This is a genomic window from Lutaonella thermophila (assembly GCF_055387725.1).
The window spans coordinates 814,357-836,039 of sequence record NZ_AP043783.1; the positions used below are offsets into that span (position 1 = coordinate 814,357).

Consider the following 21,683-nt stretch of genomic DNA (forward strand, 5'->3'; position numbering starts at 1 on the left):
TAAGCAAAGAAACAACTATTTTTACTAACATAGAAATTACTTTGTGTAAGCCATTGTAGCAATGCTAATTGTACAATTTTTAGCTTGTAAAACTGTTGTGGCGCAAGACTCTAAAGTTGCGCCTGTAGTAATAATATCGTCTACCAATAAAATATGTTTATTTTCCAGCTTTACAGCACTACTTAATTCATAAACTTCTTGTGTGTTTAGCCAGCGTGAAAGCCTGTTTTTTAAGGTTTGAGTTTTAGTTTTAGATGTTTTTAGCAATACATTATTTACATAAGTTGCATTTAGGTGCTTTGCTAAATGTTTAGCAAATAAAGTAACTTGGTTATACCCTCTTTTTTTAAACTTGTTTTTGTGTAAAGGTACCGGAATAACAACATCTATAGTATTAAAAAAAGGATGCTCACTTAGCTCAGGTCCCATCCAATCTCCTAAAAAAGCACCAATTTCTTCTTGATTTCTATACTTTAATTGGTGAATAAGTTCTTGAACAATACCGTTTTTTTCGAAGAAAAGAAAACTAGTTGCGGCTTTAACAGGTACTCTTCCGTAAAAAATCTTTTCAATAGGGTTTTCTTGAACTCGATGAAAGTTAGTTAACGGTAGTTTATGTCGACAAACAGTACATAAATATCGTTCATTATTAACCATGGTTGCATTACATCCAAAACATACCCTTGGAAATAGGATTGTATGTATGTCATTTATTATCTTTATTCCTTTGAGGGACACTTTCACTGGGATTACAGATTTTAAAGCTAACTAATTTAAATGGACAGTCAAAATAAGCAGTCCGATCTTAAGATTGTTATAGGTATTCTATTGGTTGCAATTTTAGCACTTGCGGCTATATTTTACTTTAATAATAGAGAAGTTAGAAATGAGCTTGATAAACTGGCCAACGAAAGAGAGTTAATTCTTACAGAGCTCGAAGATATGCAAAGAAGTTTCACCGCTTTAAGCAGAGAAAACGAGCAATATTCTAAAGAAATTCAACGGTTAGAAGAGCGCATAGAAGTACTTCTAGATTCTATCTCCAGGATAAAGGTGGCAGCCAACCAAATGTTTGCCTACAAAAATCAAGTTATTGCTCTTAAGAAAGAGAATAAAATGCTTAGAGATTTGGTTGATTCCCTCAAAAAAAACAATACACTGTTTAAACAAGAAATTGGCGTAGCCCAAAGCACCATAGAGAACTTAGCCGATAGTGTTGTTGTGCTAAGCGATAAACTACAAGAAGAAGAACGTTTAGAAAAACAAAAACAACAACAATTACTTAAAGAAGCATCAGTTTTAGAGCTAACCCAACTAAACGGCACAGCTTTCAAACTCAGAGCTAACGGTAATATAATAGAAACATCAAACGCAAGTAAAGTACAGCGTCTTAGGGCCTGTTTTACTATTGCTGCCAACACTTTGGTGGCAACCGGAGAAAAAGCATTTTATTTAGAGTTTCTAGACCCGCAAGGCAATATTATTCCTAACCTATCTGCCTTATTAACACAAGGACTTAAAAAATACAGCAAAAAAACTATTGTACTTTATCAGGGTAGAGAGCTACCGGTTTGCGATTTTATTTCGGTCCCAGAAGGCCAATTAGATGCAGGAATGTATCGCATTCAAATATCGTATGCTAACAAAGTAATTGCAACTACTTCATTTGAGCTTAAATAATTACCTAATTGCTGGTAAAAATTCTATTTTTGCGCCATGGCAAAACAAGACGATCAATTTAAGAAGGTTGTTGCACATGCAAAAGAATACGGGTATGTATTCCCTTCTAGTGAGATTTACGACGGATTGAGTGCAGTTTATGATTACGCTCAAAATGGTGTTGAGCTTAAAAACAATATTCGAGAATATTGGTGGAAAGCCATGGTGCAGCTGCACGAAAATATAGTGGGAATAGATGCGGCAATATTTATGCACCCAACTACCTGGAAGGCTTCCGGGCACGTAGATGCTTTTAACGACCCCTTAATTGATAATAAAGACTCTAAAAAGCGCTATAGAGCCGATGTGCTTATAGAAGACTATGTTGCCAAAATTGAAGCTAAAATAGAGAAAGAAATTACCAAAGCAGCTAAACGATTTGGCGATGCTTTTAATAAAGAGCAATTTGTAAGTACAAATCCCAGAGTATTAAAATATAAAGAACAAGCAGACGCTATTTTAAAACGAATGGCCAGATCTTTAGAAAACGAAGATTTAGCCGATGTAAAAGCATTAATAGAAGAGCTTGGAATTGCAGACCCTGAAACCGGTTCTAAAAACTGGACAGACGTTAAGCAATTTAACCTAATGTTTGGCACCAAATTAGGAGCTTCGGCAGAAAGCGCCATGGATTTGTATTTGCGTCCGGAAACTGCACAAGGAATCTTTGTTAATTTTTTAAACGTGCAAAAAACCGGTCGTATGAAAATACCTTTTGGGATTGCTCAAACCGGAAAAGCATTCAGAAATGAAATTGTTGCCAGACAGTTTATTTTTAGAATGCGTGAGTTTGAACAAATGGAGATGCAGTTTTTTGTAAAACCGGGCACCCAAAAAGAATGGTATGAGCAGTGGAAAGAAACACGCCTTAAATGGCACCTTTCTCTTGGTATGGGAGAAGATAATTATCGTTATCATGATCACGAGAAATTAGCTCACTATGCAGATGCAGCATGCGATATAGAGTTTAAATTTCCGTTTGGATTTAAAGAGCTTGAAGGAATTCATTCCAGAACAGATTTTGATTTATCGCAACACGAAAAATTCTCAAATAAAAAACTTCAATATTTTGATCCGGAAGCTAACGAGAGTTATGTGCCATACGTTATAGAAACTTCTATTGGTTTAGACAGAATGTTCTTGGCGGTATTCTCGCATGCTTTACAAGAAGAAGAGTTAGAGAACGGCACTACCAGAACCGTATTAAAGCTACCGGCTGTGTTAGCGCCAACAAAAGTGGCTGTTTTACCATTAGTTAAAAAAGATGGTCTGCCGGAAATAGCTAAAAAATTAGTAGAAGAGTTAAAATGGGATATGGCTGTTGCGTATGATGAAAAAGATGCCGTTGGGCGCCGTTACAGACGTCAAGATGCAGCAGGGACACCGTTTTGTGTTACAGTAGATCATCAAACCTTAGAAGATAATACTGTAACCATACGCCACAGAGATACCATGGAACAAAAGCGCGTAGCTATAAATGCGGTTAGGAATATTATTTTAGATGAGGTAGATATGCGAAATTGGTTGAAAAAGGTATAATTTAAATGATATACTAAAATGAAAGTCGGTTGTGAAACCGACTTTTTTATTTTAAAACTTAAAGCCAACGGCAAGTGCGGCTCTTAGTATAAATATATAATAAATATAATAGTTGTATGAGGGGTCTTTTAACTGTCAATTATCTATGGTAAAAAAAAGATATTTTACGCAAACAGTTTTCCAAATCTTACCATCTCTTTCTAATACCAAGATAAGTTCTTCGTTTTTAGTCTGTAAATATAAAATACATATATCCTCAATAATAAAAGGAGCGCTTACTTTTATAAGATTTTGGTGTTTTACGCTAGAATAATCTTCAACTAGTTTAATATCTTTTAATAGTTTTTTTTTCAATTTACTTAGAGGAACATTTTCTTTTCTTTTTTCTATTTCTTTGATAAAATCATTTCTATTATTAGAAATATAATTTTCAAAAGTTATTTTCCTACTTTTTTTCATACAATGGCCATACAGCTCATCCAATAATTTAGGATTAGACAAAAAAGCATGTATTCCTTTAAAGTCTATAAAATGACTATATAAGTATACCTTTGTGTTTTTTTGCTTTAAAATAGTGTTTATTATTTCAACTATATGATTTTCGTTATCTTTTACTCTATTAGATTGTGAAAACAGATTTGAGCAAAGAGATATAATTGTTATAAAAGTAATTATTATTGCCTTCTTCATTTTTTTATTTACAATTGTTATGTCCTTTTGCAGCCGAAGTAGAACCATTACCAGAACCAGCTTGCCCCTCAGCAATATTAGCATTTCTTACATTAGTTTGAAAAGAATTTGATAAATTATTAAACGCTGGAGTATTCAGCATATCTCCAGACCATGAAAGATAATTATAATAATTTAACTCACCTAGCTTGTTATTATGCCATGTTTGTAAAGAATAAGCCATTGCTTTTACAAAATCTACCATGATTTGGTGCTGAGAGAGATTCGTATTATAACTATTTTGACTTAATAAATTGTTTAAAGTAATTGATAAACTTGAAAAAGGATTGGCTTGGAAATTGTAGCTCAAATAAGCGTGTACAGATTCATGTATTAATGTCCTTGCTACAGCCAAATCGGTTGCATTATTTAAATAGGAATCACTAATAGTTATTGTATACAAAAATATTCCTCCTCCGATAGAAGAAGGGGTTGTACTAGCATTTAAACCATTTGGCAGGGGAGCTACCTGAACCTTTAGATTATGATAGGAATTATTTTCGAATAAATTTAACACAAAAGATGATAGATTTACATCTATAGGCAGGTCAGGAACTAAATTTATTTTAGTTGATTTATTCTTTAGATTTTCCATGATAATTTTTAGGCATTGTGGAACTGAATTGTCGTAAATAATTTTTTTAATGGTATCTACCTCACCACCATTTGCCAAAGCATCAATGCTAGCTAAAGCAAAATTAGAAGCTTCAAGAGAGGGACTTCCATTTAAACTGTTTGAGTTTAAAAAAGTTAAAATTTCGAATAAAGTATCAGCATTATTAGGATCGTTTACATATTGGGTTTGTGCTTGAGTGAGAGGAACACCACATAGACTACTTAAAACCTCAGCCATTTCTTGTTGCCACCATAACAAATCATTAGTAACTGGAGATGAATCAGTATTATTGTTAGGGAAGGGGGCATTATAATTACCGCCATTTCCACCACCTCCAGAACTTCCAAAATTTCCTGGTATATAAATTGACGGCAAACCAAAATCGGGGTTGTGCCAAGAACTACCTCCACTGTATTCAGGCTCTAAAGCAGGTGCGGTTACTGTTACACAGTCTAAATAAACCATAGATCCACCCCCCATTTCCATTAAATATTCAATGTCTGCTAATATATCTTCCCAAGTAGGATCACAACTTGCAGTTGCAGAAATCTCATCTGCAACAAATCGTTTAGTCATCTCTCCATCATTATAAAGATATACATCAGAAAGAGTACCATTTATATTAAATTTTGCTATAGCTCCAGAGAAAGCATCATTAGTAGATGTTGATTTATATAAAAGTGTATATAAGTAAGATTCTACCTCTCCTTCATTTACAATAGAAGCCACTAAAGACTTCACTCTTTTACCTTTTATTTTCTGATTTACAGGGGTATATAATATGCTTAAAGAATCTTGAAATTTAAACTGCTTAACTTTTGAAGCGCTCCAATCTATGTAAAAATCACTTTCTTTGTTTTTTGATAGAAGGTCACTTTTATCAAAAGGATTTTTAAAATTATTAGTTCTTTCTAAATGCTTTTTGGCATCGGCTACTGAAGGAACTGTAAATTTAGAATTTACATCTACAGGGGGGTCAACAACAATAGCATCAATATTATTTTCACAACCGAGTAATAAAACAAACAAAAGAGAAAACGTAAGCCTTAAAATTAATAGTAAGAATTTTTTCATTTCAAACTTTTATAAAATAAATTATTGTAGTATTTAGATGTCATTAAGACATAGAATTTATTTTATAAAATACTTAAAATTCGATAAAAAGAAATGTTTCTTACTATAATTAAGTAGTAAAAATGCTTTTTTATTTTAAAACCTAAAACCAACGGCAAGTGCGGCTCTTAGTATAAAATCATCCTGAAATTCTTCGGGGTTTATATTTCTGCCAATGCCAGCATTTAGCTCTACAGTAAACTGCTCGCTAAAGGTCGTCCATTTATGTCCAACACCGGCGCCCAAAGCAAAAGTGCTAAAGTTATTAGTAAAATTAAAGTTGGATTCTTCGGCAATTATTTCTTCATCGCCGGTATAATATAAAGCAAAACCTTCAATAAAAAATCCGGCTCTGGGAACAGGGCTAAAATAGGCTCTAATATTGGGGCCAATTCCAAACTTACCTAATCTATCTGTGCTTTGAGCATCGTAATAAATAGTAGCACCTAAACTGGCTTCATCATTTAAAAAATGTTCAAAAGAAAATTCTGCAGTTGCATCAGCTAAAAACCAACCAATATTAAATTTAAGTTCGTTGTTTTTATAATAATCTTGAGCATTACTTTTTAGTACAATTGTACATAAAATACAAAGCGCTAACAGTTTAGTTTTCATGGTGTTTAACTTTAGTTAGTGTAGTACCAATTATCATTCCAAAACAAAAATTATAGCAGCTTTAACAACATAATAAAGGGTTATATGTATTTTTAGACCTAAATTTTTTTAGATGAAAATTATATCGTATAACGTAAATGGAATTCGCGCTGCAATAAACAAAGGGTTTTTAGATTGGCTACAGCTTGTAAACCCAGATGTAATTTGTTTACAAGAAATAAAAGCACAAAAAGATCAGTTAGATTTACGGTTGTTTGAAAAAGCCGGATACACGTATAATTTTTGGTTTAGTGCTGAAAGAAAAGGTTATAGCGGGGTAGCAATTTTATCTAAAATAGAACCCGATAATGTGGTGTATGGTACAGGAATTGATTATATGGATGAAGAAGGGCGTAACATAAGAGCCGATTTTAATGGCCTTTCTGTTATGAGTTTGTACTTACCTTCTGGAACAAATATTGCACGCTTAGAGCATAAATTACAATACATGGCAGATTTTCAGGAATACGTTAACAATTTAAAACAAGAAAAGCCCAATCTAATAATCTCAGGAGATTACAACATTTGTCATAAAGCAATAGATATTCATGATCCTATTAGGAATGCAAACGTTTCTGGTTTTTTACCGGTAGAACGCGAATGGATTGGCAATTTTATAGATAGCGGCTTTATAGATAGCTTTAGGCATTTTAATAAAGAACCACATAACTACACTTGGTGGAGTTATAGGGCTAATGCCAGAGCTAATAATAAGGGTTGGCGATTAGATTATCATATGGTTAGTAAACCACTACAAGAAAAATTAAAACGGTCTGTTATCTTGCCCGAAGCAAAACACTCAGACCACTGTCCGATTTTAGTAGAAGTAGAACACTAAATACAATAAAAAACCATGAAAAAGTTGTTTTTGAGCCTTGCAATAGTAGCAGTTTTAGGCTCTTGTGTATCGTCTAAAGTATATAAAGAGTTAGAAGAGAAATATGCAAACGTAAAAGCAGAACGTAATCAGTTATCAGATCAAAATCAGGAGCTTACTGCAGCAAAAAATGCATTAGAAAATCAGTTACAATCGCTTCAAAAAAAATATGAAGAAGCAGTAGCAGAACGCGATAAATTACGACAAGAATATCAGGCAGCTTCAAACAATCTTAAAAACCTACAAGCATCATACGATGCCTTAGAAAAAAACAGCAGTGCAGCCATCGCTGAAAACGCACAAAAAAACCGAGAGCTCTTAGCACAGTTAGAAGAAAAAGAACGGAAATTAGCACAAGAAAATGCACGTTTAGAAGCCTTACAAAAACAATTAGCCTCAAGATCTAAACGGGTTGATGAGCTAGAAGCGTTAATAGCAGCGAAAGATGCAGCCATGACCCAATTAAAAGAAGCTATCTCTAAAGCTTTGCTTGATTTTGAAGGTAAGGGGCTTACTGTAGAGCAACGTGATGGCAAAGTATATGTGTCTATGGAAAACAAATTGTTGTTTGAGTCCGGGAGCTGGGCTGTTGGCAGTGAAGGAAGGCGTGCCGTGCAACAACTAGGAAATGTATTGGCACAAAACCCAGATATAGCAGTGCTTATAGAAGGACATACAGATAACGTACCATATAAGGGTAGTGGCGCGTTGCAAAACAATTGGGATTTATCGGTTAAACGAGCAACGGCTATTGTAAATATACTTAGAGAAAATCCTAATATTAATCCTAAAAACTTAACAGCAGCCGGACGAAGTGAGTATGCACCTGTTGCTACAAATACTACAGCCGAAGGTCGAGCAAAAAACCGAAGAATAGAGATTATTTTAACGCCAAAACTTGACGAAATCACTAAGCTTCTCAATCAAATGTAAACCCATTTAAAAAATTGTATTTTTGACCTCTTTTTTACCATAAAACGAGGTTTTTTATTATGATGAAGTATACAACATTACCCAATACAGAATTACAAGTAAGTAAAATTTGCTTAGGAACTATGACCTGGGGAAGGCAAAATACAGAAGCCGAGGGTCATGCACAAATGGACTATGCAATAGATAGAGGAATTAATTTTTTTGATACAGCAGAGCTCTATCCGGTTCCGGCCATTCCGGAGCTTTATGCTGTTACAGAAACTATTATAGGTAATTGGTTTAAGAAAACCGGCAATAGAGATAAAGTAATATTAGCTACCAAAATAGCGGGTCCCGGAGATTATACCAAACATATTAGAACCACCGGATTTAGCCCTAAAGCTATACAAGAAGCTGTAAATGGTAGTTTAAAAAGATTGCAAACAGATTATATAGATTTATACCAATTGCATTGGCCGGAGCGTAAAGCAAATTTTTTTGGTCAGCGTGGGTATAAACACAACCCAAACGATGCGTGGGAAGACAATATTCACCAAGTGTTGCAAGCCTTAGCAGAATTAGTTAAAAGTGGTAAAATTCGTTACATAGGGCTATCTAACGAGACACCTTGGGGGATTATGCGTTTTCTAGAAGAAAGCAAAAAACATAACTTACCACGAGTAATTACCGTTCAGAATCCGTATTCATTACTAAACAGATTGTACGAAGTAGGTTGTGCAGAAATCTCTATGCGAGAAAATGTTGGTTTATTAGCTTACTCGCCACTTGGTTTTGGAGTGCTTAGTGGTAAGTATTTAGGGGGCAAAAAACCGGAAAAAGCCAGAGTAACACTGTTTCCTAATTTTTCAAGATATAGTAACGAGCAAGCAACCAAAGCAACAGAGGCATATTATAATTTAGCCAAAGAGTACAATATGAGTTTGGCGCAAATGGCACTGGCATTTATTAACCAACAGCCTTTTGTTACCAGTAATATAATTGGCGCAACAAACTTAGAGCAGTTAAAAGAAAACATAGACAGTATAGCAGTAACATTATCTGATGAGGTTTTACAAAAAATAGAAGCTATACATGAGGCAATCCCTAATCCGGCGCCTTAAATAGAGTAGTTTATAGTAACACAGGTTTTTAAAGCAAACCGCAAAAGCAAGAACAACTATAATTATTTGATTTAAAGGTTGTTATTTTTTATATTTGCGGGTAGAAGTCAAAGCATTTTCCCCGACGGAAGGCAATCCTAGTGATCCTTTGGAAAGTGTTTTTGACTTTTTTATTTTTTTGCCCTTTCTTAAAGCTACGTTGTGAGCCTTAATTTTTAAATGTAATTTTAAAACTATTTAGAGCAAATTTTTAATTGCTTTAGCTACGCTGCACCTCGAGACTGAGTTGGTGCTATTGGCAAGCAGTATGTATTACGAGCTGTGTGGAAGCTTATTTAAAGGTTAAGGGATTTAGGTGTCAGTTCTTTAATTTTAAGGAGGATTCACAGGTGTTGAGGAACAAAGAAGACTGTTAAAAGAGTTGTGAATTGCTTTCAGTTCTTTAATTTTAAGGAGGATTCACAGGTACTTTTTGTTGTTTTTTCACATCGCAAATGTTGTGAATTGCTTTCAGTTCTTTAATTTTAAGGAGGATTCACAGGTCATCCCCGTGCTTGCCGTGTTGTTCAACCGTTGTGAATTGCTTTCAGTTCTTTAATTTTAAGGAGGATTCACAGGCCAACAAAAAATTAGGTGCATAACCAAAAGGTTGTGAATTGCTTTCAGTTCTTTAATTTTAAGGAGGATTCACAGGTTGACACATACCATATTGTGAAAAGCGCAGGTTGTGAATTGCTTTCAGTTCTTTAATTTTAAGGAGGATTCACAGGAGCTAAATTGAATTTTGCTTCGTTACGGAAGTTGTGAATTGCTTTCAGTTCTTTAATTTTAAGGAGGATTCACAGGTTAACACCTTGAATGGTAGTCTTATAGCTTGTTGTGAATTGCTTTCAGTTCTTTAATTTTAAGGAGGATTCACAGGTGGGGCATGAACGTGATGATATTGATACTTGTTGTGAATTGCTTTCAGTTCTTTAATTTTAAGGAGGATTCACAGGAGTAGATAAAAATGGCAGCACCAATAGTTAGTTGTGAATTGCTTTCAGTTCTTTAATTTTAAGGAGGATTCACAGGTAAAAAAGAGTATAACAAAACTACCGTATTGTTGTGAATTGCTTTCAGTTCTTTAATTTTAAGGAGGATTCACAGGATTACCTTAGAAATCTTTGTGAAGAAAAAGGTTGTGAATTGCTTTCAGTTCTTTAATTTTAAGGAGGATTCACAGGTGATACTGTTACGCCTTCAAAAAACCAATAGTTGTGAATTGCTTTCAGTTCTTTAATTTTAAGGAGGATTCACAGGACGACCCATTAAACGCTGACATAGAAATAGGTTGTGAATTGCTTTCAGTTCTTTAATTTTAAGGAGGATTCACAGGCACCATTTGCGGGGGCAGTTGTGAGATTTAGTTGTGAATTGCTTTCAGTTCTTTAATTTTAAGGAGGATTCACAGGATTATATATATTATTAATTATTATAGGTTGTTGTGAATTGCTTTCAGTTCTTTAATTTTAAGGAGGATTCACAGGTTGTCAATGATCGTTTCAACAATACAAATGGTTGTGAATTGCTTTCAGTTCTTTAATTTTAAGGAGGATTCACAGGACGACCCATTAAACGCTGACATAGAAATAGGTTGTGAATTGCTTTCAGTTCTTTAATTTTAAGGAGGATTCACAGGACAGGCTTATTAGAGCTAATGGAGATATGAGTTGTGAATTGCTTTCAGTTCTTTAATTTTAAGGAGGATTCACAGGCAATCTTGCTTTAGACCATCCATTTCAGGAGTTGTGAATTGCTTTCAGTTCTTTAATTTTAAGGAGGATTCACAGGATACTTGCTGTAATAGGCTGGTATCCTGTTTTTTATGTGTGTTGTTAGAAATATAAAAAGAACCTTTTTCTAGCAGAAATTAGGGGTGTAACGTTTAGTTTTTTTATTTAAAAAAGCTCTAATTGTTGTGATGGCGGTTCTGGAGGGACTTCTTTTTGACCGAAAAATAATTCAATCATTCCAAACTGTTTATCGGTTATTTGCATAATACCCACTTTTCCTTTTTTAGGTAATGCATTTTTAGTGCGTTTAATGTGTACAGCAGCATTTTCTCTGCTGGGGCAGTGGCGTACATAAATACTAAACTGAAACATAGCAAAGCCATCGTCTAACAAACTTTTTCTAAATTTTGCAGCTGCTTTACGCTCTGCTTTGGTTTCGGTAGGTAAATCAAAAAAAACTAATACCCACATGCTACGGTATTGGTTAAGTCTTGAAAATAAATAATCGTTCATATAACAGAGCTATATAATATTGCTGCTATATTGAATATGTTATTTTAACTTTGGGTATAGTATTTTACGACTACTCCCCATAAAACATTCAAACAAACTGTTGGTGGTACGGCTCATGGCATTCATAAGTGGGCTTAGCTTACCATCTATAACCACATCTAAAGCCGGGATGGTTAATAATTGTGCTTTTAAACTTGTAGTGAGCTCATTTATGGCACAACCGGTTTCTACAATTTCATAAACCAAAGCATCTACAAATACGCGATAGGGCTCCATAATATCATCAGCTAAACAATACGGGTTGTATTTGTTGTGATGGTAAATACCAACGCTTGGTAGTAAACCACTACTTATCAGAGCCCGAGCCGTTATGGCTCGTAAAATAGCGTATCCATAATTAAGCAGGTTGTTGGGCGGAATACCTTTTTGATTTCTGCTAAACTCCGGAATATTAAAAATGTGTTGAAAATAATAGGCAGCTGCAATGGCTTCGTGGTTTTGAGCATCGGCACTTTTAACCTGTTTAGCCCATCGTTTAAGTTTTAGTGCGTTTTTGCCTCGCAGCAATAAATGTTGGGCTTGGTTTTCTATTTTAGCTACTACAGTTTGTTGCCATAAATTCTTTTTTAACGGGATGCTGGCATTTAATTGATACCTAAAACGCTCGGTTTGCTCTGTATGCCCAACCAAAGGCTGTAGTAAAGAGCATGGTAAATGCTGCCTGTCGCAAGTAATAACGGCTGCTTTATGTTGCACCAGTTTCATTAACAGGCCGTTTGTGATGGTAATTTGTGGATGCTCTAACACCACATACCCAATATCTTCTATGGGTATGTGGGTGTCTTTTTTAGAACCATCCGGAAAGCTTACCACCAGCTGCTCATTTTTGGTATGCAAGTAAGCCGGATTACCAAAAAAAAGGGTGCGTTTTATCATTGCTTAAAATTTCCAGGCAATACTACCATCTAATTTCATTTCGAAATCTTTATCTTCTATAATAAAGATATTTTTAGTAGGGGTAAATAAAATTTTTGGCGGTGAAAAATCTTCTGATAAGTCATTAATTGAGAAACCATTTCTACCCTTTGTCCCATATACTTTTGATAATTCTTCATTGCTTCTTGACTCAAGGTGATATTCTAACAAAATGTTTCCATTTTCAGGTTGATGAAGTCTTTTTATATGATAAAGACGCTTGGAAAGCTGAGCCTTGTCTAACTCTTTTAGCTCATTTTTGTTTTCAAAAAAGAACAAAACTTTTTGACCAGGCATAAAAATATGTACAAGTTTTCCTTCTTTAGCTTTTTTTCCTCTTCCAATTAAAACGGGTTCCTTTACTTTAAAAATATCTCTAAGAGAGTCTTTATTCTGATTTAAAGAGAATCGTGCCGCTTCTAACGTGTTTATAGAAACTATTTTTCTGCCATTCTCATTTTCATAAAGGCCAAACACATAGTTGTCACCAGAATCTGTGTAGTAATAATTTTTATACTCTTTATTAGACTCATAGGTTTGCTTCTTAACAACAGTAACATTATCGGGATTCATAGATCCTCTACCAGATTTGACTTCACATCGTAAACGTCTAACAATTTTACCCTGAAAATCTTTTAATTCGTTTTGCTTGATCCCTGATTCAAGTTGTTTTTTTAAGTGCTCAGCAAGATACTCATCAATTACATGGTCTTTATTGAAGTTTACATCTTCTATAGGTTTACGCTCAACCATTTTATAAACATCGTTCCCTTTACCGTCTTTAGCATATAGAATTTCACCTTTTTCATTTCTTAATAAAGAACCTTTTTCATCTTTAGCAGCAACCTTAATTTTCCCATAAAATGTTTCTTTGTGTAACTTTCCCCTTACTGAGTCGCCAGTAGATATTTTAGGAACTCTGTTTCCATTTTTATCCCTTATGTAATTACCTTGTTTATCTCTTAAATATTCAATCTTTCCTCTTTTTCTAACTATTTTTTTGGCAGGGGTTAGTGTTCTATCTTGATCTTTAATGTTATTTATTAAAATCTCCTTTTCTATATTCGTAATCATTGAGTAGTTAAAACCATCAAAAGGTTTTTCGTGATATTGTTTTTTGGGGTTTGCTTCTTCATATTTGTACGCTTTTTCTAAAATCTCTTTGCGTTTAGCACTTGTTGGTAATAAGGTTAAAACAGCTGCATCTATGGCATGATGAGAATGTTTATTACGATCTTTTGATTCATATTTTGGTTGAATACCATAAATCTTTCTAAACTCTGAAGTTATACTCCCCTTAATAGTATCTACTTGATTAAACACAGTTTTTAAATAATGATAAGCATATTTTGAAATAAGTTGTGTGTCAATTAATTGGCTATTCTTAAAGCCGGAAGGGGTGTCTTCTCTTGTAAACCTATCTACTTTATTTTTCCAATAATCGTACTCCATTTGTAAAAGATGCCTTTTTCTAATAGCATTGTCCTTTGCATCTTTATCTGTTGCATTTTTTGATTTTTTTATTTGAGTTTGTATTTGGTTGTAGAGGCTCTCTACTTTGCTTTTCCATTCTTTTAAGCGAGGCTCAATTGCGCTATAACCATGAGACTCTTCTTTATAATTGGGAAGTTCTGTTGGAATTCTATTTTTTTTGATATTTCTGTTATAATCTGCATAACATACTGTAAGGTTAGCTAATGAATTATCGAATGATTTGCTTCTGGGGATAGTGTGCTCAAAATCAATAATATTATCGTTGAATAAATCAGTTAATTTGATTATTTTTCCTGTATACAAACACACACATTTTTGTTCTTTCCATAATCTGTATTTTTTTATCGCATCATTAGAAGCTAAAATTTTTTTCAATACTTCATCGTTATTCTCTATTTGTTCTGCCCAAAGCCTAAACTTTTCCTTATCTTTTTTACTTTCAGGATTGGCTGAACCATTAAAATCAGGGTCTTTTATAAGTTCCGAAATTGCAATGCCAAATTCTAAATTTTCACGCTCTCGGATTCTTTGATAATCTTCTATTGCAGCTCTTTTATTTTTATCATTTAATTCTCTTGCAACCTCTAAAACAATTCTTGTTTCTCTATCAATTAGACCTTTTTCTATTAGGTAATTTATCACATGCCTTAACTTGTGCAAAGTCTTGTAGGCCATGGGGTTTTTAAAGGCTCGAGTTTTTGGCGATTTTAAGAATTCTTGGTCTTCAGAATTTGGGTAGATATCAATCATTGATGGATGATATAATTTTTCTACATTCTCTTGTGAGACATTAAATTCTTTTTTCAAATACACTTGAATGTGAGAAACCAATTTTGGTTGTTTAAAATAGTCTCGTTTAGTAGTAGAAAAGAATTCTTGATATTTTTCAGCCACTTGATTAATTATTATGCTTTGTTTTTTGCCATCAAGCTTAAGCCAATTGTTTGTGCCAAAGTGATTTTCACATGCATTTAGGATATCTTTCTTGTCAATATCGTCTAATTTATAACTAACATCTTTATAGCCAAATTTATTCTCGTTATCAAGAGCCTTGTAGTCTGCTATTAGTGCATTGGTTATATTGACAATAGTTTTAGAATGTTTGTTTTTTTCTATTTCATATTGCAACGCTTCTAAAATACCTTCTTTATGGTCTTCATAAAGCTCTTGACCAATTATGTTAGGAATTTTTGCTAATAAAATTGCCTCGCTATAAATTACACCTTCCTCAAGAAATGGCAAAATATTGTTTATAGCCTTTAAGCTTAAATTAGCATAACCTGTTGGTAGAGCGTTCCATAATTTTTTTAATTGGTCAATTTGATAATCTTCAAGAAGTAATTGTTTGATTAAAAACTCCTCATAGTACTCTTCATCTTCAAAAGAAAATGCAATATGCCATATATCTTCAATTGTGTAGGTCACATCATAAGAATTACCCTTTTTGTCAATTCTGGAGGACTTAATACAGACATTTTCCCAATTGCTTCCAAAGGCTGCCTTTAAATGAGCAGATACAGGACAAGTAGAAACGGTCATCTTATCCATTTTTTTGGAATAATTGAGTTCCCAATTTTTTCTTTCCCCCTTATTTATGAAATTTCTAATGGCACTAAAGGTAGTTTTATTGGATTTTATAAAGAGTTTTTCATTCACAATCTCCTGTTTAAGAGACAAGGGAAGAGGTTGAAATTTTCCTTCTTTATTTGTTCTATACTTTATGTTGTTTACAAAAGACCAAGCTCTGTATAGTTCAAATTTAGGATGGCTAATTGGGCAACGTGGTTTGTTTGGTTCCATAGTGCACTTACCAACCAACCCTTTTTGTGAACGTAAGGGGCGTTGAAAGAAAATGGCTTTTACAACCTGCTCTTTTAAATCTGTTTTTACGCCTTGAAAATCAAGTATTTTATTTACTTCGTTTAAATAGTCTGACCGTAATGTGTATCGGTTTCTTATTCTTATGCCATTATCTTCTAAATGTGCAAAGGCAGCCCCGAGACTACCATGTTCTAAAATTAAATTCTCATAATCATTCCTCCTGATGGTACCTGTTTCCTTACTTCCTTTATAAACAGCAGTTTTTTCATTTGCACCAATCTTTCGGCTGCTTTTAAACCCACGGCGTTGAGCTATGTGGTATAAAGCTCTACCTATTTTGTGGCGATCAGATTTGTTACTTAAATTAAAGTTTTCTTTTATTAACTCCCTACGCAACTGATACGGGCTTGAATAATCGGGTTTACCATCACCATTAAAATCAAGTTTTATCCACTGTTGAAAAGCCTCATCATTTACGGGAAAAACTCTACCCAAACCCTTTTGATAATTTTTCCACTTATTTAACTTTTCTATTGGTAAAGGGCAAAAATCATTTTCAATTAAAACTTTTAAGGTTTCCCACTTTCTATATCGTCTCGCATTATATAACCTACGAGAAGATCTATTCTTTGTACGTTCTGCTGCAAGTGAAAACTCACCTGTTTTACCCTCGCCCACTCCTTTTCTAAAAGTATATACGCCATACCACTCAAAGAAATCACCGTTTCTTAGGGTCATTCCAATTGAATTTGTTCCTAAATCTATACCTAATATTTTATTCATAATTTTTTATATATTTGTAATAAGAACTGTGAGACAATTCACAACAAGGCTATAAGCCGAAGATATTTCTTAATCCTGCGTACTCCGTGGGATTTATTTTTAAAAACACAAATCAAAAATTAACTTACGCATAAATTTACTATTATCTTACTTTTTTGCAAAATAACTTTTAAATAAATTGAAAGAAAAAACAACAGTTACCCAAACAAAGCGCGTACTACATCTTCTATTTTAGCAACGGTTTTAATTGTAATTTTTGGGTTTTTTAAGGTAATAGTATTGTGTTTAGATACAATTATAGTGCTAAAGCCTAATTTTTCGGCTTCTAAAATACGTTGGTCTATGCGTTGTACAGGGCGTATTTCTCCGGCTAAGCCTACTTCTGCAGCACAACAAATAGTTTTATCAATAGCTATATCAGCATTACTAGAAAGTATGGCTGCAATAACGGCTAAATCTATAGCAGGGTCATCTACTCTAATACCACCGGTAATATTTAAAAACACATCTTTAGCACCTAATTTAAAACCGGCTCTTTTTTCTAAAACAGCCAAAAGCATATTTAAGCGTTTTACATTGTAGCCGGTAGCACTACGTTGTGGTGTGCCATATACAGCACTGCTAACCAAAGCCTGAATTTCTATAAGCAATGGACGCATACCTTCTATAGTAGCTGCAATAGCAGTACCACTAAGGGGCTCTGCATTTTTAGAAAGTAAAACTTCGCTGGGGTTGGTAACTTCTCGCAGTCCGTTACCTTGCATTTCGTAAATGCCTAATTCTGCAGTAGAACCAAAACGGTTTTTTAAGGCTCTTAAAATTCGGTACACATAGTTTCTATCGCCCTCAAATTGCAGCACAGTATCTACCATGTGCTCTAATATTTTAGGGCCTGCAATGGTACCATCTTTGGTAATATGGCCAATTAGTAGTACAGGAGTATTACTTTCTTTAGCAAATTTTATAAGCTCTGCTGTTGTCTCTCTAATTTGCGATATACTTCCGGGAGACGACTCTATGTAATCTGTATGAAGGGTTTGTATAGAATCTATAATTACAATTTCGGGGTTTATATGTTCTATCTGCTGAAATATATGTTGCGTTTTGGTTTCGGTTAAAATGTAGCAATTAGTATTGTTAGGATTTATTCTGTTAGCCCGCATTTTTATTTGCTTCTGACTCTCTTCACCCGAAACATACAACACTCTATAAGGTAATTGTAATGCTATTTGTAACAATAAGGTACTTTTGCCAATGCCCGGTTCTCCACCAAGCAAGGTAAGCGATCCGGGCACCAAACCACCTCCTAAAACTCTATTAAACTCTTGATTTTTGGTGTCTAACCGGTTTTCGTTTTCGGTTTTTATTTCGGCAAGTGTAAGGGGTTTGGCAACGGTTTTTTTTATGTCCGGACTTGTTTTCCAGGAGCGTTTATCTTCTTTTTGTATTACTTCTTCTACAATGGTATTCCATGATTTGCAAGCACTGCATTGCCCTTGCCATTTAGGATATTGAGAACCGCAATTCTGACAAAAATATGCTGTTTTGGTTTTAGCCATAAAAAAAGCCTTGATTGTTACAAGGCTTAAAAATACAAAGTGTTTTTAGACTTTTTTAAGGTAGATGGGTTTATTTAAAATCCGAAGTCGGCTTTTAAAGCATCTATTCTGTCTAACGCAAGGTCTTTGGTTAAAAAATCTATTTCGCTCATACCAAATGCTTTTTCGTAAGTTCTTAGCGCTTTTTTAGGTTCGCCACGTTGTTCGTGGTATTCGGCTTCAAAGAAAAATCCCATCATGGTATCCGGATATTCTTTTTTGCACAGATCTGATAATTTTTTAAGCGATTCTAAATCTTCTTTTTTCTTACAGGCAGCATAAATGGCCATAATATCATTAATACTAACTCGTTCTTTAAAACCAAAGAGCGTTTCTATGGCGTTATATTTTTCTTCTAAATAATTAAAAACAGGTTCTTCTAACGTTAAAATTTCTTTTTTATACTGTTCTGGTGTTATGGGTTTGTAGATAGTAAATATTTTATCTAATGCTTTTGGGATGGCATACGATGCTACACCAACATCTGATGTTTCTTGAAAATTATCATAATAATAAGCAAGCGATTCGTTATCAACAGATTTTAAGTTATTATTTAAAATACCAATGCGCCCGGCTTGGTCTTTATCTTCTAATTTTCCGTTGGCCAGGTAATAAAACTTTTTGGTTTTAAAGGCTTGCATTCTATCGGCAATTCTGTATTCCATTTCCGGCGCTAAATCCGGTGCTAACACAATATAGGCGCTAAAAAGCGGATTGTCTTTAAACAAATAATAGTTTATAAAATTGGCGGTTATAGAGTGCCCGACAGCCATTCTAAAAGGAGCTAAATTGTATTTGTCTTCTAAGTACGGAATTAGCTCCATCCCAATAAACTCAAAGAAAAGACTTCCTTTATCGTCCGGCAATCCGGTTCGATCGCTATAATTACAATCTTTGCTTCGTAAATTATTGTAGTTTTGGTTTATGCCTACAACAATAGCTTGTGGCATTTGGTTAAAGTAGCTGTAAAATTTAGCATTGGCCATTACAGCATCAAATAAAAATTCGGCATCTAAAACTACTATTAGCGGATAGGTTTTTTCTTCATCGTAATCTTCCGGAACATATAGTTTTATGGTCCTTTTTTCGAGTAATTTATACGATTCAAAAGATTCTGTGGTTACTTGTGCGCTAAGCGTATTTACAGCAAACGCAATGAGTAGGCAAATTATTAATTTTTTCATGGCCAAAATGTTTAAGAGTTTGGGGTTAAACACGCTGTTATATATAACTGATAGTTTTAAAAAAAATTATGCTTTTTTGTTAAAAAACGGAAGTAAAAAGAGCGATAGAGAACCAAAAACTAAAATCATAGCTGTTTGAGACATCCACATAATCCATCCAAAAGCATCACCCGAAGCAATACTAACACCATATAAAGCTAATGTTTTGCTTACGGCAACCGGAAAAACTCCAATACCACCATTAGTAGCAGTTATGGCAAAAGAGCCTGCTAAAAATGCGGTAATGATTGCCCCAAATGATAAGGTTTGTAAACCGGGCACAGCAAGGGTTACCACCCAAAACATTGCAATATAAAGTAGCCATATTAAAAGCGTATGTAAAATAAATTGAAATTTATTTTGCATGTGTAAAATACTGGTTAGTCCTTGCCACAAACCTTTTATAAAATGCTGAATTTTTAATGCGAATGGATGTGAAGACACTCTTATAATTTTCCAGAAAACAACAAAAGCAATTCCCCCGATCACTAAAACAATTACTATGCTTACAGGATTAACCCCTTTTTCTGTAAAGAAACTTAAAATTGTATCTGTCTGAAAAATTAGAGCAATTGCTATAACTAAAATTAGCATAGCCAAATCTATAACTCGCTCTGCCATAATAGTGCCAAAACCTTTCTCAAAAGGCACATTGCTATAAGTGCTGGTTAACGTTGCTCTTAATACTTCGCCAGATCTTGGAATACCTAAATTGGCTAAGTACCCGGCCAGTACCGCCATAAAACTGTTTTTAAACGGTATGGTGTAGCCCATAGGTTTTAGTAAAAAGTTCCATCTGTAAGCTCGCACAGCATGGCTTAATAACCCTAAAAACAAAGAAAGAGAAACCCAACCGTAGTTTGCTTCTTTAATATATTTTAAAATGGCTTTTTGGTGTTCTGGTGTAGTGTTATAGTAAAAGTACCAAATAACAAAAAGCCCAAAAGCTATGGGCAAAGAAATTTTTAAAATCTTAATAAGTTGTTTTTTCAACTTAAGTTAGTGTATTGTCTTTTTCGTTAGGGAAAACTAAAGCAGGTTTAAATGTTTTAGCCTCTTCTAAATCCATCCACGCGTAGGTAATAAGAATAAGGATATCTCCAACAGCTACTTTTCGAGCAGCAGCTCCGTTAAGGGTTATTTCGCCACTATTGCGAGGCCCCGGAATAGCATATGTTTCTAAACGCTCTCCGTTATTATTATTAACTACTTGTACCTTCTCGCCGGGTATAATATTCGCGGCTTCCATTAAAGCTTCATCTATGGTAATGCTGCCAATATAGTTTAAATCGGCACCGGTTACCTTCACTCTGTGAATCTTAGATTTTACTACTTCTACTTGCATGCGGCAAAGATATTAATTTAGCGCTATATTATCTATAAGTCTAACACCATCTGCATATACGGCTATAAATGCTCGGTATGGCACATTTTTGTGTTTTCGTTTTACAGGTTTTAATGTTTTAGCATTAGCAATTTCAAAATACTCTAACGTAAAAACCGGGTGTTTATTAAATTGATTTTTAACCCATTTGGTTACATTGGTAGCACTTTCTGTGCCAAACTTACGTTTAGCTTCTTTAAGAATAGTATAAATAACACCGGCTTGTTTTCTGGTATTGTCAGAAAGGCGTTGATTTCTGGAGCTCATTGCAAGCCCATTAGGCTCACGTTTTATAGGGCAACCTATAACTGTTACAGGAATTCTGTGCTTTCTAACCAGTTTTTTTACAATTAATAATTGCTGATAATCTTTTTCGCCAAAATAAGCTCTATGTGGTTGTACAATTTCAAAAAGGCGCTTTACAATTGTAGCAACACCATTAAAATGACCGGATCTGAATTTACCCTCCATCTCGTGTTCTAAACCTCCAAAATTAAAGGGTTGCGCACTAATTTCTTGCTCATATATATTTTCTGCCGATGGCGCAAAAACAATAATATCCGGACTTAGTTTTTTTAATAAATTTAAATCAGACTCTAAGGTTCTGGGGTATTTTTCTAAGTCTGTTTTATTATCAAATTGAGTAGGGTTTACAAAAATACTAACCACTACAATATTGTTTTCTTGTAAAGCTTTTTCAATAAGTGATAAATGACCTTGGTGGAGTGCTCCCATGGTAGGAACAAACCCAATGGTTTTACCTAATTCTCTTTTTTGGGCAACAAAGGCTAATACTGCCTCTTTGTCATGTAAAACTTGCATAATGTAGATTTTTTT

At 34.2% G+C, this 21,683-nt stretch carries 17 protein-coding genes and 1 CRISPR repeat array; of the genes, 5 read left to right on the forward strand and 12 right to left on the reverse strand.

Going from position 1 to position 21,683, the window contains the following annotated elements; all coding sequences use genetic code 11:
- Positions 1 to 36: 36 nt before the first annotated feature.
- A complete protein-coding gene (locus ACZ5CF_RS03700; protein ID WP_464580461.1) occupies positions 37 to 657 on the reverse strand; it encodes a ComF family protein in 621 nt (206 codons plus the stop codon).
- Positions 658 to 777: 120 nt separating this feature from the next.
- On the opposite strand from ACZ5CF_RS03700, the gene ACZ5CF_RS03705 reads away from it, so the two are divergent.
- A complete protein-coding gene (locus tag ACZ5CF_RS03705) occupies positions 778 to 1,680 on the forward strand; it encodes a hypothetical protein (RefSeq protein ID WP_464580462.1) in 903 nt (300 codons plus the stop codon).
- 36 nt (positions 1,681 to 1,716) lie between these two features.
- The gene (locus tag ACZ5CF_RS03710; protein WP_464580463.1) at positions 1,717 to 3,258 is read left to right on the forward strand and encodes a glycine--tRNA ligase; all 1,542 of its coding nucleotides are present in this window, start codon (positions 1,717 to 1,719) and stop codon (positions 3,256 to 3,258) included.
- 135 nt (positions 3,259 to 3,393) lie between these two features.
- Here ACZ5CF_RS03710 and ACZ5CF_RS03715 read toward each other — a convergent pair whose 3' ends face one another.
- From ACZ5CF_RS03715 to ACZ5CF_RS03725, 3 genes are all read right to left on the reverse strand, one after another.
- Positions 3,394 to 3,948 carry a hypothetical protein gene (locus ACZ5CF_RS03715; RefSeq protein ID WP_464580464.1) on the reverse strand — a complete coding sequence of 185 codons (555 nt, stop codon included), beginning with the start codon at positions 3,946 to 3,948 and terminating at the stop codon, positions 3,394 to 3,396.
- 4 nt (positions 3,949 to 3,952) lie between these two features.
- The gene (locus ACZ5CF_RS03720; RefSeq protein WP_464580465.1) at positions 3,953 to 5,677 is read right to left on the reverse strand and encodes a hypothetical protein; all 1,725 of its coding nucleotides are present in this window, start codon (positions 5,675 to 5,677) and stop codon (positions 3,953 to 3,955) included.
- Positions 5,678 to 5,812: 135 nt separating this feature from the next.
- On the reverse strand, positions 5,813 to 6,331 hold the full coding sequence (locus ACZ5CF_RS03725) for a hypothetical protein (RefSeq protein ID WP_464580466.1): 519 nt from the start codon (positions 6,329 to 6,331) through the stop codon (positions 5,813 to 5,815).
- A gap of 112 nt (positions 6,332 to 6,443) precedes the next feature.
- On the opposite strand from ACZ5CF_RS03725, the gene ACZ5CF_RS03730 reads away from it, so the two are divergent.
- The 3 genes from ACZ5CF_RS03730 (at position 6,444) to ACZ5CF_RS03740 (ending at position 9,280) form a co-directional block, all read left to right on the forward strand.
- The gene (locus tag ACZ5CF_RS03730; RefSeq protein ID WP_464580467.1) at positions 6,444 to 7,208 is read left to right on the forward strand and encodes an exodeoxyribonuclease III; all 765 of its coding nucleotides are present in this window, start codon (positions 6,444 to 6,446) and stop codon (positions 7,206 to 7,208) included.
- A gap of 15 nt (positions 7,209 to 7,223) precedes the next feature.
- Positions 7,224 to 8,180 carry an OmpA/MotB family protein gene (locus tag ACZ5CF_RS03735; protein ID WP_464580469.1) on the forward strand — a complete coding sequence of 319 codons (957 nt, stop codon included), beginning with the start codon at positions 7,224 to 7,226 and terminating at the stop codon, positions 8,178 to 8,180.
- A 62-nt stretch (positions 8,181 to 8,242) separates the two neighbouring features.
- Complete coding sequence (locus tag ACZ5CF_RS03740) at positions 8,243 to 9,280, forward strand: NADP(H)-dependent aldo-keto reductase (protein WP_464580828.1); 1,038 nt, start codon at positions 8,243 to 8,245, stop codon at positions 9,278 to 9,280.
- A gap of 420 nt (positions 9,281 to 9,700) precedes the next feature.
- Positions 9,701 to 11,113: direct repeats of the CRISPR family, unit length 46 nt; unit sequence GTTGTGAATTGCTTTCAGTTCTTTAATTTTAAGGAGGATTCACAGG.
- 107 nt (positions 11,114 to 11,220) lie between these two features.
- On the opposite strand, the gene cas2 is transcribed toward ACZ5CF_RS03740, so the two are convergent.
- The 8 genes from cas2 to panC form a co-directional block, all read right to left on the reverse strand.
- A complete protein-coding gene (gene cas2, locus ACZ5CF_RS03745; protein WP_464580470.1) occupies positions 11,221 to 11,568 on the reverse strand; it encodes a CRISPR-associated endonuclease Cas2 in 348 nt (115 codons plus the stop codon).
- Between the two features lie 39 nt (positions 11,569 to 11,607).
- A complete protein-coding gene (gene cas1 / locus ACZ5CF_RS03750) occupies positions 11,608 to 12,504 on the reverse strand; it encodes a type II CRISPR-associated endonuclease Cas1 (protein ID WP_464580471.1) in 897 nt (298 codons plus the stop codon).
- A gap of 3 nt (positions 12,505 to 12,507) precedes the next feature.
- Positions 12,508 to 16,641, reverse strand: coding sequence for a type II CRISPR RNA-guided endonuclease Cas9 (gene cas9, locus ACZ5CF_RS03755; protein WP_464580472.1), 4,134 nt, complete (start codon positions 16,639 to 16,641; stop codon positions 12,508 to 12,510).
- 197 nt (positions 16,642 to 16,838) lie between these two features.
- Positions 16,839 to 18,200, reverse strand: coding sequence for a DNA repair protein RadA (radA, locus tag ACZ5CF_RS03760; protein ID WP_464580474.1), 1,362 nt, complete (start codon positions 18,198 to 18,200; stop codon positions 16,839 to 16,841).
- 74 nt (positions 18,201 to 18,274) lie between these two features.
- Positions 18,275 to 19,423, reverse strand: a complete 1,149-nt coding sequence (locus ACZ5CF_RS03765; RefSeq protein ID WP_464580475.1) for an alpha/beta hydrolase — start codon at positions 19,421 to 19,423, stop codon at positions 18,275 to 18,277.
- Between the two features lie 66 nt (positions 19,424 to 19,489).
- Positions 19,490 to 20,455, reverse strand: coding sequence for a lysylphosphatidylglycerol synthase transmembrane domain-containing protein (locus ACZ5CF_RS03770; RefSeq protein WP_464580476.1), 966 nt, complete (start codon positions 20,453 to 20,455; stop codon positions 19,490 to 19,492).
- Between the two features lies 1 nt (position 20,456).
- The gene (gene panD, locus ACZ5CF_RS03775; RefSeq protein ID WP_464580477.1) at positions 20,457 to 20,807 is read right to left on the reverse strand and encodes an aspartate 1-decarboxylase; all 351 of its coding nucleotides are present in this window, start codon (positions 20,805 to 20,807) and stop codon (positions 20,457 to 20,459) included.
- 12 nt (positions 20,808 to 20,819) lie between these two features.
- Positions 20,820 to 21,668, reverse strand: a complete 849-nt coding sequence (gene panC / locus ACZ5CF_RS03780; RefSeq protein WP_464580478.1) for a pantoate--beta-alanine ligase — start codon at positions 21,666 to 21,668, stop codon at positions 20,820 to 20,822.
- Between the last annotated feature and the right edge of the window lie 15 nt (positions 21,669 to 21,683).